Below are 13,119 nucleotides of genomic sequence, written 5' to 3'. Positions count from 1 at the left end.
GGCGCGGGGTGACACCCCCGGCTACGCGGGGGTGGCCGGGCCCACGAGTTCGTCCAGTACGTCCGTCATCGTGACGAAGCCCAGGACCGCGCCGGTGTCGGCCGTCACGGCGGCCAGGTGGGCGCCGGTGCCGCGCATGGTGGTGAGGGTGTCGTCCAGCGGGGTGTCGGCGCGCACGCGCGGGACGGTGTGGACGGCGGTGCGGGGGAAGGGGCGGTCCCGGTCGGCGATGCCGAGGGTGTCCTTGATGTGCAGATAGCCCAGGATGGCGCCGCCGGGTCCGGTGACCGGGAGGCGGGAGCAGCCGGAGGCGGCCGCCGTGCGTTCCAGTTGGGCGGGGGTGACGCGGTGGTCGACGGTGACCATCTCGTCGAGGGGGACGAGGATGTCGCCGACCCGCCGGGTGCCCAGTTCCAGGGCGTCGCGCAGCCGCTGGCCGCCGGACTTGTCGAGCAGCCCGGCGTCGCTGGAGTCCCGTACCAGCCGGATGAGTTCATCGTCGGTGAAGACCGACTCGACCTCGTCCTTCGGCTCGACCTTCAGCAGCCGCAGCAGCGCGTTGGCGAACGCGTTGACGCCGAAGACGACGGGGCGCAGGAGGCGGGTGAGGGCCACCAGCGGTGGGCCGAGGAGGAGCGCGGTGCGCTCGGGCGCGGCGAGGGCGATGTTCTTGGGGACCATCTCGCCGATGAGCATGTGGAGATACGTGGCCGCCGTGAGCGCGATGACGAACGCGATCGGGTGCACCAGGGCGTGCGGGACGTGAACGGCGTCGAAGCCGGGCTCCAGCAGATGGGCGATGGCCGGTTCGGCGACCGCGCCCAGGACGAGGGAGGAGATGGTGATGCCGAGCTGTGCGGTGGCCATCAGCGCGGACAGGTGCTCCAGCGCCCACAGCACACCGCGCGCCCGCTTCTCCCCCGCCTGCGCGCGCGGTTCGATCTGGCTGCGGCGCACGGAGATCAGGGCGAATTCGGCGCCGACGAAGAAGGCGTTGGTGAGGAGGGTGAGGGCGCCGATGGTGAGTTGGACGACGGTCATCGGGCGGCCTCGGGGGACTGGGTGGTGTAGGCGGCCCCGGGGGACTGGGTGGTGCAGGCGGCCTCGGCGGCCTCCGTGATCCGTACGCGGTCGGCGCGGTGGTGGTCCACCTTCAGGACCGTGAGCCGCCAGCCGTCGTCCGTCTCGAGGGTGTCCCCGGCCGCCGGGATGCGCCCCAGGGCGGTGGCCAGCAGGCCCGCCACGGTTTCGTACGGGCCCTCGGGGGCGGTCAGGCCGATGCCGGTGAGCTCGTCCAGCCGTACGCCGCCGTCCGCCTCCCAGGCGCCGGGGCCGAGGGGCACCAGGCCGGGGGTCTCGTCGGCGTCGTGTTCGTCGCGTACGTCGCCGACGATCTCCTCGACGATGTCCTCCAGGGTGGCGATGCCCGCGGTGCCCCCGTACTCGTCGATGACGACGGCCATGGTGTGCGCGCGGCGCAGCCGGTCCAGCAGCCGGTCCACCGGGAGGCTGTCCGGGACCAGGAGCGGGGGCGTGGCCAGGTCGGTGACGGGGGTGGTGGCGCGGCGGGCGGCGTCCAGGGCGAGGACGTCGCGGATGTGCACGGTGCCGACCACCTCGTCCAGGGTGTCGCGGTAGACGGGGAAGCGGGACCGCCCGGTGGCCAGGGTGAGGTTGGCCGCGTCGGCGGCGGTGGCGTGGGCCTCCAGCGCCTGGACGTCCACGCGCGGGGTCATCACGTTCTCGGCGGTCAGCTCGCCCAGGTGGAGCGTGCGGACGAACAGCTCGGCCGCGTCCTGCTCCAGCGCGCCCTCGGCGGCCGAGTGGCGGGCCAGCGCGACCAGCTCGTCCGGCGTACGGGCGGAGGCCAGCTCCTCGGCGGGCTCCAGGCCCATGCGGCGCACCAGGCGGTTGGCCGTGTCGTTGAGGTGGTGGATCAGCGGGGCGAAGGCGGCGGTGAAGGCGCGCTGCGGGGAGGCGACCGCCTTGGCCACGTGCAGGGGCCGGGAGATGGCCCAGTTCTTGGGCACCAGCTCCCCGGCGACCATCAGCACCACCGTGGAGACGGCCACGCCCAGCACCACGGCGGTCGTCGACGCCGCGCCCTCGGGCAGGCCGGTCGCGGTGAGCGGGGTTTCGAGGAGGGCGGCCAGGGAGGGCTCGGCGAGCATGCCGATCACCAGGGAGGTGACGGTGATGCCCAGCTGGGCCCCGGAGAGCTGGAACGTCAGCCGCCGCACGGCCGTGAGCGCGCTGTCGGCCCCGCGCTCACCGGCTTCGGCGGCGCGCTCCAGGGCGCCGCGTTCGACGGTGGTGAGGGAGAACTCGGCGGCCACGAAGAGGGCGCAGGCGAGGGTGAGGGCCAGCGCGAGGAGAAGCAGCAGGATCTCGGTCACCGTGCCAGTCCCGTCTGCCCTATGAGGGGTGCTCTGGTGAGGGGCGGGCGGGGGGTGGCACGGGTGGTACTGGGAGGTTCGCCCATTGCGGGTCCGGTGCTCCTTACGTCGCTGGGAGAGGGCTGGGAGGGCGCTAGTAGGTCAAGTGTCCCCACACCCATAGTAAAGGTACGGTAAAGGAGCGCATCCGCCGGAGGACCGCTACGGTCCGTGCCGAAATCGGCTCCGCCTAACCTGCGGCTTTCGTGTGTCGGCTCGATTGGCCCCGGGGTTGCCTGTCGTCGGCACAGGTTTATCGGCAATACTTCCGGCCGTGGAGCAGAGCACTGGACCGATCATCCCGCCCATGCACACCGCCGGGACGGATCCGGGGTACATCCCCGGCCTGACGTCCCCGCGCCCTGCCGATGAGGAGGAGGACGCCCCGGACAAGGCAGCGGCGGAGCGACCGCCGGAGGAAGGCACCGCCGAGGACGAGCCGGAGCTCGACGAGGAAGAGGGCGTCGAGGCCGAGGCGGAGTCCGGCGGCGAAGCGGACGCGTCGAAGGACGTCGTCGCGTCCGACGGGGAAGCGGACGGCGACGAAGAGGCCGAGGACGCGGACGAAGACGAGGACGGCGGGGCCGTCTTCGAGGTGTCCGACCGGCGCGGTGCGATACGGGCCGGGCGACGCGGGGTCACGTTCGAACTCGACGGCGAGAAGGCCGAGTTCGGGTGGGACGAGATCGGCGCGGTGGAGGTCGACACCCCACGGTTCGGCAAGCGCTTCGGGATCACCGTCTATACGACCAACCGGCGCTGGTACACCGCCGATGTCGAGGCACCGGCCCGCAAGCTCCTCAAGGAATGGACGGCGGAGCTGGACGCGGTGCTGGACGCGTACTTCGAGGACTCGGAGGGCGGCGAGGCCGAGGCGGACACCGGCAGCGACGCCAAGGCCGACAAAGCCAAAGCCGACGAAGCCAAGGACACCGAAGCCAAGGACACCGAAGCCAAGGGCACGGACGCCAAGGGCACGGACGCCAAGGACACCGGCGCCAAGGACGCCACCTCGTAGCGGCCGCCCACGCGGGTGGCGGTTCGCCCGATCCGCGCTGCGCACAACCGTATCCGGCGCCGGGAAAACGGTCTAACGTCGGATTTCAGCAGCGGAACGACGGGGGGCGGCTGCCGCATGACACCGGATGATCCTGTGATCGGTCGCATCGGGGTGCTGCTTCTCGGCACCCGTGGTGCCAGTGGTCCCGGCGAGGTCCTGGTGCGCGTCAGGGGCGGCTCGGAGACGTTCCTCGCCTGGTCCTCCGACCCGCTGCCGCAAGGCGCGTCCGTCCTCGTGATCGACTTCCGCGGCTCCCGCCAGGTCGACGTCATCGAGTGGACCGATCCATTGAACGCGTCGTCCGGCGGGGCCGGCGGCGCCGGTTGAGGAGACGAAGGATGTTCGGTTACCGCGTACCCGCACCCGACCAGGCGATGTTGATCTCGGGTGGCAGGCGTGGACATGGGGGTGCGCCGTTTCGCGTGGTGACCGGGCACGGCAAGTTCGTGCTTCCGGTCTTCCGCAAGGTCCGCTTCCTGACGCTGGCGATGTGTGAGGCCGAGGTCGCGGAGAAGTGCGTCAGCCGGCAGGGCATCACGCTGACCGTGCGCGCGGTGATCGCGTTCAAGGTGGGCAATGACACCGAGTCCATCGTCAACGCGGGCCAGCGGTTCCTTTCCGACCAGGAGCAGATGGCGGTGCTGACGGGGCGGATCTTCGCGGGTCATCTGCGGGCCATCATCGGCTCGATGACGGTCGAGGAGCTCATCACCGAGCGGCAGAAGCTGGCCACCGAGGTGCTGGACACCTCCAAGGCGGAGATGGCGAAGATCGGTCTGATCGTGGACTCATTGCAGATCCAGTCGATCGACGACGGCGACACCGGTTATATCGACGCGATGTCCGCCCCGCACAAGGCCGCCATCCAGCGGCAGGCCCAGATCGCCCAGGCGCAGGCCAGCCAGGCGTCGGCCGAGGCGGAGCAGGAGGCGGCGCGCAACCAGGCCGAGTACGCGCGGCAGACGGCGGTGGTACAGGCCCAGTACAACGCCGAGGTGGACCGCGCCCAGGCGCAAGCCGCCCAGGCCGGACCGCTGGCGGAGGCGCACGCCCAGCAGGAAGTGCTCTCCGCGCGCACGGAGTTGGCCCAGCGGGCGGCCGATCTGCGGCAACAGCAGCTGGTGGCCGAGATCGTGAAACCGGCGGAGGCGGAGGCGGAGCGGATCCGGGTGGTGGCGCTGGCCGAGGCGGAGCGGATGAAGATCCAGGCCGAGGCGGCGGCCTCACACGGCCGGGTCGCGCTCGACCGCATGCTGATCGACCAACTGCCGCAGATCGTCAAGGAGGCCGCCTCCGGGCTCTCCGGGGCGAACGTCAACGTCCTCAACGGGGCGGACGGGCTGGGCGAGATCGCGGCGGGCCTGGTCGGCCAGGGGCTGACCATCCTGGACGCGGTACGGCGCAACATGGGTGCCCCGGGGGCGGAGGACGAGCCGAAGCGGCGCGACGAGCCGAAGCGGCGGAGAGGGGCGGACGACGGCGCGGTCGAGATTCGTTAGGGGGCGGCCGGCGGTACGCGTACGCCTGCGGCGGGCTGCTCTCCCCTCCCCGCCCCTTCCCACAACCGGGGCTCCGCCCCCGCCCCCGTCCCTGCGTTGCTACCGTGAGAAACCCCAGCCAGCCGAGAGGGCCGAGGAACGTGACCACTGACCGCCCGCACCGCGTCAGCGTCGCCGGAGTCATCGTGGACGAGCGCGGCCGAGCGCTGCTGATCAAGCGGCGCGACGGCAGCACCTGGGAGCCGCCGGGCGGTGCGCTCGACCCCGACGCCGCCATCCCCGACGCCCTACAGCGCGAGATCCTCGAGGAGACGGGCGTCAAGATCGCGCTCCCGGCCGCGCTCACCGGGGTCTACAAGGACATGGACGGCCTCACCGTCTCGCTCGTCTTCCGCTGCGAGGCCCTCGACGGCACCCCCGCCACCGGCCCCCGCACCCGTGCCTGGCGCTGGGCCACCCGCGCCGAGGTCCCCGATCTCGCCGACGAGGCGTACGCCGTGCGCGTCCTGGACGCCCTCGACACCGCCACCCCACCGGCGGTCCGCGCCCACGACGGCGTCACGCTGGTCTGACGTACGGCTCACATCTGACGTACGGCTCACACCGCGAGCAGCCGCGTCAGCTCGTCCGCCACCGCCCGCGCCGCCGGGCTGGTCCAGCGGCGGCGGTGGCGGGTGAGCTGGACGGGCACCGGGGGGATCGCCGGGCCGTGGACCTCGGCGAGCTGGCCCTCGGCGAGCTGCCGTTCCACCGTGGCGCGGGGGAGCAGCGTCAGGCCGAGGCCCGCGGCGACGCAGGCGCGGGCGGCCTCGATGCTGCCGAAGCGGGTGAGGCGCGGTGCCGGGCCGGGGAGGGCGAGGAGGCTGCGGACGAGGTGGTCGCTGTAGGAGCAGCCCTGCTCGTGGACGAAGAAGCTCTCCCCGGCCAGTTCGTCCCAGCCCGCCTCGCGTCCGGCCAGCGGGTGGCCGGGGGCGGCGACGTAGACGAGGGGTTCGCGGGCGATGGGGCGGGCCACCAGGTCGGCGTCGGTCACGTCCTGTTCGAGGAGCAGCACGAGGTCGAGCCGTCCCGTACGCAGCCCCTCGACGGCCGCCGCGCTGCCCGCGGGGTGGAGGTGGAGGTCGATACCGGGGTGGCTGCGGCGCAGGGAGGCGATCACGCGGGGGAGGTGCGAGGCGCACAGGGACTCGCCCGCACCGAGGGCGACCGGGCCCTCCACCACGCCCTCCGTGCCGTCGCCGTTCCCGGCCGCCGCCACCGCGCGCAGCCGGGCCTCGGCGTCCAGGACCTCCTCGGCCTCCGTCAGCAATCGGCGTCCGGCGCTGGTCGGCAGGGCGCCTGCGGGCAGCCGGTCGAAGAGGCGGGTGCCCAGCTCCCGTTCCAGGGTGCGTATCTGGACGGTGACGGTGGACTGGGCGAGATGGAGCTCGGTGGCGGCCGCGGTGAAGCTGCCGGTTCTCGCCAGGGCCGCGAACGTCTTCAGGAGTCGTGTGTCCACGAGGTCAGGATAGGTGAGGTGGCCTCCGACCTGCCCTCATTGGGTTTCTCGATCAACTCCAGCGAAAGGAATCGTTGGACGCGATACTGGGCGCGGTGGAACCGTGGACGGCATGACCGCACACACGGAACCCACGGCGGCCGCCACCAGGTCCACCGGGGCCACGAGATCCACGACATCCACGACGCCCACCACGCCCACCCCAGACATCGACGTTCTGCACTACTCCGCCTTCACCACCCACCCCGACGGCGGCAATCCCGCCGGTGTGGTCCTCGACGCCGCGGCCGTCGCGGACGACGACGCGGCCATGACCGCCATCGCCGCGCGGGTCGGCTACTCGGAGACCGCGTTCATCACCGAACGGGACGAGACCGCGCGCCGCTACCGGCTGCGGTACTTCAGCCCGCTCGCCGAGGTCGCGTTCTGCGGACACGCCACGATCGCCACGGCCGTGGCTCTCGCCGAGCGCGACGGCCCCGGTGAGCTGGTCTTCGACACGGCCTCGGGCGAGATCCGCGTCGAGACCACGGCCGACGGCGACGGCGACGGCCCGCCCCGCGCCACGCTCACCAGCGTTCCCACGCGCTCGCGCCCCGCCGACCCGGCCACGGAGATCGAGCCGACGCTGGCGGCGCTGGGCTGGTCCGTGGACGACCTGGACCCGGCCCTGCCCCCGCATGTCGCCTTCGCGGGCAACGACCACCTCGTCCTCGCCGCCGCCACCCGCGAGCGGCTGGCGGACCTCGACTACGACTTCGACGCGCTGGACGCGGTGATGCGGCGCCGCGGCTGGACGACGGTGCATCTGGTGTGGCGCGAGACGGCGGACGGCGCTACCGAGAACGTGGCCTTCCACGCCCGCGATCCATTCCCCGTCGGCGGAGTGGTCGAGGACCCGGCCACCGGCGCCGCGGCCGCCGCCTTCGGCGGCTATCTGCGGGTACTCGGCCTGGTCGACGGCCGGACCAGGATCCGTATCCGCCAGGGCGAGGACATGGGCCGCCCCAGCGACCTCCTGCTCGACATCACGCCCGACGACCCCCGGTCGCGGGTCAGCGGCCAGGCCGTCCCGATCCCGCGGACCGCGTGAGAAACGGCCCGAGAAACGGCGTGAGAAACCGCGCGAGAAGAGGAACGGTGTCATGAAGACGCGCTACTACCACCTGCCGCGCCTCACCGGCGTGGACGCCCTCCGGCTGGACGAGCGCGAGGTGCCCGCCCCCGGGCCCCGCGAGGTGCTGGTCCGGATGCGGGCCTGGTCGCTCAACTACCGGGATCTGATGATCGCGTCGAACACGTACGGACGCGCCCTGAAGCCCGATGCCGTACCGCTGTCCGACGGCGCGGGCGAGGTGGTGGACGCCGGTTCCGAGGTCACCCGGTGGCGGGAGGGCGACCGGGTCGCCGGGATCTTCATGCCCGGCTGGCTCTCCGGGCCGCCCGCCGCGCGGAAGACGGCGGGCGCGCTGGGCGGCCCGACGGACGGGGTGCTCGCGGAGTACGTCCTCTTCGACCAGGAGGCCCTGGTCGCCGCCCCCGCGCATCTCGACTTCGCCGAGACCGCGACGCTGCCGTGTGCCGCCGTGACCGCCTGGCACGCGGTGGCGGTCACCGGCGGACTCACCCCCGGCCAGACGGTGCTGACCCTGGGCAGCGGCGGAGTGTCCCTGTTCGCCCTCCAGTTCGCCGCGCTCGGCGGGGCGAGGGTGCTCGCCACCTCCAGCGACGACACCAAGCTGGAGCGACTGCGCATGCTCGGCGCCACCGACGGCGTCAACTACGCCCGCACCCCCGACTGGGGCCGCGTGGTGGCCGAGGCCACCGGCGGCGGTGTCGACCACGTCGTGGAGGTGGGCGGCGTGGGCACCCTGCCGCAGTCACTGGAGGCCGTACGCGTCGGCGGGCGGATCAGCCTCATCGGCGTACTGTCCCGGGACGGCGGGGCCGACCCGTCCTCCGTACTGCTCAAGGGCGTCACACTGCAAGGGATGTTCGTGGGCAGCCGCGAGATGTTCGAGCAGATGAACCGCGCGATCGAGCACCACCGCCTGCGCCCCGTCGTCGACCGCGCCTTCCCCTTCACCGAGGCACCCGCCGCGTACCGGTACTTCGCGGGGCGGGGGCACTTCGGGAAGGTGGTCATCACGGACGAGTGACGACGAACTCGCCGCCGCGCCACGGCGGAGGGCCCTGTGTGTATCGGGCCCTCCGCCGTGGCGCGGGTACGAGATCGAGAAGGGGGCTTTCAGCGCTTGGTGGTGCTGTTGAACAGCGAGCGCGACCAGATGTAGCCGACGAGGGTGATACCGGCGCACCAGGCGAGCGAGATCCAGCCGCTGTTGCCGATCTGCGAACCGGTGAGCAGGCCGCGCAGCGTCTCGGTCATCGGCGTGAACGGCTGGTTCTCGGCGAACCAGCGCAGGCCCGGGGCCATTGAGTCGGCCGGTACGAACGCCGAGCCCAGGAACGGCAGGAACTGGATGAGCAGCGGTTTGTTGCTCGCCGACTCGACCGTCTTGGAGATCAGGCCGAGCGCCGCCGACAACCAGGCCACCGCGAACGCGATGGCCGCCATCAGCCCGGCAGCCGCCAGCCACTCCAGGGGGTTCGCCTCCGGGCGGAAGCCGAGCGCGAGCGCCACGCCCACCACCAGGGTCAGGCTCACCACCGTCGTGATGACGCTGCCGATGACATGGCCCGTCATAAACGACGAGCGTGTGATGTTCATGGTTCGGAAGCGGTTGATGATGCCCTCGGTCATGTCCTGGCAGACCGCGATCGAGGTCGACATGGCGCCCGCGGCCACACCCATGATGATGACGCCGGGCGTCAGATACTCCAGGTACGCGTCCCGGCCGCCGCCCATGCCGACGCCGATCGAGTCCCCGAAGGCGTACACGAAGAGCAGCAGCATCAGGATCGGCATCATGGCCGGGCCCAGGGACACGGCGGGATAGCGCAGGGCGTGCTTGAGGTTGCGCCGCAGCATCGTCATCGAGTCGTGCACGGCGTAGCTGAGGGTGCTCATCGCTGGGTCTCCTTGACGTGAAGCGGAGTGGTGGCGGTGCCGTCGCCGGTCAGGGCGAGGAACACGTCGTCGAGGTCGGGGGTGTGCACGGAGAAGTCGGCGGCCCGGACTCCGGCCGCGTCGAGCCGGTCGAACAGGGCTCGCAGCGCCTCCATACCGGCGTCGCCCGCCACGCGCAGGGCGAGGCCCTCGTCGTCACGGGCCGCTCCGGGGAAGGCGGCGGCCGCGCGCTCGTACTCGGCGGGCTCGGTGAACCGCAGCCGCACATGGCTGCCGGGGATCTGCGCCTTGAGTTCGTCGGCGGTGCCCTCGGCGACGATCCGGCCGCCGTCGAGCACGGCGATCCGGTCGGCCAACTGGTCGGCCTCTTCGAGGTATTGGGTGGTGAGGAAGACGGTGGTGCCGCCCGCGACCAGCGAGCGCACGGTGTCCCACATGGTGCGGCGGCTGCGCGGGTCGAGCCCGGTCGTCGGCTCGTCCAGGAAGATCACTTGGGGGTCGCCGACCAGCGTCATGGCGAGGTCGAGCCTGCGCCGCATGCCGCCGGAGAAGGTCGCGGCGCGGTTCTTCGCGACGTCGGCGATGTCGAACCGCTCGAGCAGTCGCGTGGCCCGCTTCCTGCCCTCGCGCTTGCCGAAGCGCAACAGGTCGGCCATGAGGAGAAGGTTCTCCTCGGCGGTGAGCAGGTCGTCGAGCGCGGCGAACTGCCCCGTGACGCCGATCGCGGCGCGTACTCCGTCCGGTGATGTGGCGACGTCGTGGCCCGCGACCTGGGCCTGCCCGCCGTCGGCGGCGATGAGGGTGGACAGGATCTTCACGGTGGTGGTCTTGCCGGCGCCGTTCGGTCCGAGGAGTGCGAACACGGACCCGGCCGGGATGCGCAGATCGATGCCGTCGAGGACGGTCTTGTCGCCGTACGACTTACGCAGATCGGCGGTGGAGACGGCGGGGGCGGCCGCGCTGTTGGATGTGGGCATGACAGATACGCGCATGGAGCCCTCCGGCTCGGAGTGTGAGGTGGTAGGAGGTGAAGGGGGCGGGGGCTTGCGGGTGCTCAGGCCTTGGCGCGGCGGATGTCGATGTCGCCCCAGCGGGTCCGGGCGCGGACCTTGACGGTCTTCTCGGTCTGCGCCGGGGGCGCGGCGTCGGCGAGGGCGTTGCGCACCTGTCCGCGCTCGGCGCTGACATCGAGCCAGGCGGCGGTGCCCTCGCGGATGCCGATGTCGATGGTGCCGTAGGACGTCTCCAACTGGACGTCACCGGAGGCGACTTCGGTGGCGCGCAGAGAGCCGTGGGCGGTGGTGGCGGTGACCGAGGCTTCGGCGCGCAGGATGTCGATATCGCCGTGGGCCCCACTGGCACGCAGCTCGCCGAGGGCGGCGGCGATGGTCGTGGTGCCGTGCGAGTTCTTCAGGGTGGCGGGGCCGTCGACGGTACCGACGCGCACGCTGCCGGAGCTGGTGGTGATCTCGGCGGCGCCCTCGACCCGGTCGACGGCGATCGAGCCGTGCGAGACGGTCAGTTGGATCGGCCCGGTCGCGTCGAGGCGGACGTCCCCGCCCGAGGTCTTGATCCGGGCCTTGCCGAGGCGGCCCTCGCTCGCCACGTGGGTCCAGGAGCCGGTGACGTCGATGTCCGAGCCCACGGGCAGGTCGACCGTCACGTCGACGACGCCGGAGGGGCCGATGAAGCGCCGCTCCTTCGTCCTGATGGTCAGTACCCCGTTCGCGTAGGAGACCTCGGTCTGCTCGGCGGCCCGTACGTCCTTGTCCCGCTTGGGGCTGCCGGGCCGCACCTCGACGGCGGTGTCCGCGCGGTCGCTCGCGGTGAACCGGAGCGAGCCGGCGCCCACGTGGGCGGTGACCGTGATCGGTTCGGGAGTGTCGAAAGAAGGCATGGCTGTACCGTCCTCTTGAGTCCTTGGGACGTCCCCGCTGGTGGGACGTGATGTGAGTGAAGTGGTGCGGGCGGGGGCGCGGCTAGCGCACCCAGCCCGTGAAGCTCTGTCCGGAGGTGCGGGTCTTCTGTGGCTGTGGCGTACGGGGCTGCGTACCGCCGTCGACCGCGGCCGACACGGCGCGCACCAGCCAGGCGTTGACCGACAGGCCCTCGCGGGACGCGGCCTCCTCGGCGCGTGCCTTGAGCTGGGCCGGCAGTCGCAGATTGACCCGGGCGGTGCCGCCCTCGTCGCCGTCCACGGGGGCCGGGGGCGCGAGCGATTCGGCGGGCGCGGCCTCGAAGGGGGCGTCGTCGCGGGGCGGCAGCGTCACCACGAAGTCGGGATCGAGCCCGCGCAGCCGTACGTCGACCGAGCCTGGGGCGAGCTCCCGGGTGATCTCGTCCATCGCGGCGGAGAGCACATTGAGCATGGTCAGCCGGGCCGCCGACTCCAGCGGAGCGGTGAGCCGGTCGGCCAGCTCGCGCGCCTCGTCGCCGCCGGCCTCGGCGGCCACCGCGAGTTCGCTGCGGAGGGTGTCGACATACGGGGTGAGGTCCATGACGTCATCATGGCACCACCATGGCGCCATACGCAACCCTGGATGGCACCTTGCGGCGGGCGGGCCTGACCGCATCCACCTGACCTGCGAAAACGAGGAGGGATCGACCTGAGCCATGGTGGCGCCATGAGCACTCATGCGCTTCTGGGGCACGTGATGGCGCTGGGCGGCACTGCGGTGGCACCACCTAGCACCAGACGGCGCCACCCCGGCATCATGTGATGCCACAAGGGGGTGCACACCGCGGCACCACCAGCCACCAGCCACCACATCGGGCAGACCGATGGCGCGGGACGGCCGACGTGGCCCCGCAGTACCGCGAAACCACTACTGGAGGCCGTGCAGCTTGGCGATCAGCCGCCGCAGCAGGGCCACCCGGTCGCTGCCGCGCGGTCGGCAGTCCTCCAGGCGCCGGACGACCCCCGGCGGCACGTCCTCGACCCCGACGGCGTCCACGACCTTGTCGAGCGCGTGGATGCCCCAGTACTGGCTGAAGGCGAGCGGCTCCTTCGTGACGGCGTCCGTGAGGGCGGTCAGCGCGTCCGCGTCCGGCACCGCGTACAGCCGCGCGTACGCGGCCAGGCGCAGACCGCCGTCCGGGGAGCTGAGCCAGCCGTCCAGGTCGGGGTCGGCGAGCCGCTGGGTGGCGCGCACCAGCCGGGCGAAGATGCCGTTCATGCGCTGCGTACGGGCGGATCCACTGGCCATGGACCCACGCACCTCGAGGTATTCGGCGGCCAGCCGGCGCACATCCCTCAGCGCCGTGGCGCCGTCGGCCTCGGGTCCGTCGTCGCCGCTCCCCACGAGAGCGGCATCGGCGATCCGCTCGGCCGCCTCGATGCGCCGCTCGACCTCCTTCGCGTACTCCAGCCGGAACCCACCCGGCAGCTCGATGCTGTCGAGCAGATCGCGCAACCAGGGCACGACGGCGACGACCAGGAGCGCCACGGTGACGCTGTCTATCTTCAGATCCGGCGCCAGCACATGGGTGACGGCCACCGCGATGGCCACACAGCTCACCACGGAGCCGACGATGACCCGCCGCCTCGCGGCCCGCCCCGAATACCCCTCGCCCTCCCCGGGCTCCCCCTGCCTCAT

14 protein-coding genes are annotated in these 13,119 nt (G+C 72.2%); 6 read left to right on the top strand and 8 right to left on the bottom strand.

Annotated features, from left to right (window positions below; genetic code table 11):
* Positions 1-21 precede the first annotated feature (21 nt).
* Positions 22-1,041: a hemolysin family protein gene (locus ACJX2R_RS27845; protein ID WP_413102382.1), complete on the bottom strand. Its 1,020-nt coding sequence runs from the start codon at positions 1,039-1,041 to the stop codon at positions 22-24.
* Entirely contained in the window at positions 1,038-2,396 is a 1,359-nt protein-coding gene (locus ACJX2R_RS27840) for a hemolysin family protein (protein WP_413102381.1), read from the bottom strand. The genes ACJX2R_RS27845 and ACJX2R_RS27840 overlap by 4 nt, the downstream gene beginning before the upstream one ends.
* Positions 2,397-2,709: 313 nt before the next feature.
* On the opposite strand from ACJX2R_RS27840, the gene ACJX2R_RS27835 reads away from it, so the two are divergent.
* The 4 genes from ACJX2R_RS27835 to ACJX2R_RS27820 all read left to right on the top strand — a co-directional run bounded on the left by ACJX2R_RS27835 (position 2,710) and on the right by ACJX2R_RS27820 (position 5,566).
* Positions 2,710-3,453, top strand: a complete 744-nt coding sequence (locus ACJX2R_RS27835) for a hypothetical protein (protein WP_413102380.1) — start codon at positions 2,710-2,712, stop codon at positions 3,451-3,453.
* A 117-nt stretch (positions 3,454-3,570) separates the two neighbouring features.
* Positions 3,571-3,822, top strand: a complete 252-nt coding sequence (locus ACJX2R_RS27830; protein WP_262705246.1) for a hypothetical protein — start codon at positions 3,571-3,573, stop codon at positions 3,820-3,822.
* Between the two features lie 11 nt (positions 3,823-3,833).
* Entirely contained in the window at positions 3,834-4,994 is a 1,161-nt protein-coding gene (locus tag ACJX2R_RS27825; protein ID WP_413102379.1) for an SPFH domain-containing protein, read from the top strand.
* Positions 4,995-5,134: 140 nt separating this feature from the next.
* Complete coding sequence (locus tag ACJX2R_RS27820) at positions 5,135-5,566, top strand: NUDIX hydrolase (protein WP_413102378.1); 432 nt, start codon at positions 5,135-5,137, stop codon at positions 5,564-5,566.
* Positions 5,567-5,592: 26 nt separating this feature from the next.
* On the opposite strand, the gene ACJX2R_RS27815 is transcribed toward ACJX2R_RS27820, so the two are convergent.
* Entirely contained in the window at positions 5,593-6,492 is a 900-nt protein-coding gene (locus ACJX2R_RS27815) for a LysR family transcriptional regulator (RefSeq protein ID WP_413102377.1), read from the bottom strand.
* 112 nt (positions 6,493-6,604) lie between these two features.
* Between ACJX2R_RS27815 and ACJX2R_RS27810 the strand changes: the two genes are divergently transcribed.
* Positions 6,605-7,585 (top strand): PhzF family phenazine biosynthesis isomerase, encoded by a 981-nt coding sequence (locus ACJX2R_RS27810; protein WP_413102376.1) that lies wholly within the window; start codon positions 6,605-6,607, stop codon positions 7,583-7,585.
* Between the two features lie 52 nt (positions 7,586-7,637).
* The gene (locus ACJX2R_RS27805; protein ID WP_413102375.1) at positions 7,638-8,651 is read left to right on the top strand and encodes a zinc-dependent alcohol dehydrogenase family protein; all 1,014 of its coding nucleotides are present in this window, start codon (positions 7,638-7,640) and stop codon (positions 8,649-8,651) included.
* Between the two features lie 89 nt (positions 8,652-8,740).
* Here the strand turns inward: ACJX2R_RS27805 and ACJX2R_RS27800 are convergent, their stop codons facing one another.
* The 5 genes from ACJX2R_RS27800 to ACJX2R_RS27780 all read right to left on the bottom strand — a co-directional run bounded on the left by ACJX2R_RS27800 (position 8,741) and on the right by ACJX2R_RS27780 (position 13,119).
* Complete coding sequence (locus ACJX2R_RS27800; protein ID WP_413102374.1) at positions 8,741-9,523, bottom strand: ABC transporter permease; 783 nt, start codon at positions 9,521-9,523, stop codon at positions 8,741-8,743.
* A complete protein-coding gene (locus ACJX2R_RS27795; protein WP_413105958.1) occupies positions 9,520-10,500 on the bottom strand; it encodes an ATP-binding cassette domain-containing protein in 981 nt (326 codons plus the stop codon). The genes ACJX2R_RS27800 and ACJX2R_RS27795 overlap by 4 nt, the downstream gene beginning before the upstream one ends.
* Before the next feature lie 77 nt (positions 10,501-10,577).
* Entirely contained in the window at positions 10,578-11,420 is an 843-nt protein-coding gene (locus ACJX2R_RS27790; RefSeq protein WP_413102373.1) for a DUF4097 family beta strand repeat-containing protein, read from the bottom strand.
* 82 nt (positions 11,421-11,502) lie between these two features.
* Entirely contained in the window at positions 11,503-12,021 is a 519-nt protein-coding gene (locus ACJX2R_RS27785) for a toxin-antitoxin system HicB family antitoxin (protein ID WP_262705255.1), read from the bottom strand.
* 327 nt (positions 12,022-12,348) lie between these two features.
* Positions 12,349-13,119, bottom strand: a complete 771-nt coding sequence (locus ACJX2R_RS27780) for a hypothetical protein (protein ID WP_413102372.1) — start codon at positions 13,117-13,119, stop codon at positions 12,349-12,351.

The organism is Streptomyces sp. Inha503, assembly GCF_047215865.1.
In the GTDB taxonomy this organism is placed as follows: Bacteria; Actinomycetota; Actinomycetes; order Streptomycetales; family Streptomycetaceae; genus Streptomyces; species Streptomyces lycopersici.
This window is presented reverse-complemented; position numbering and strand designations above follow the sequence as displayed.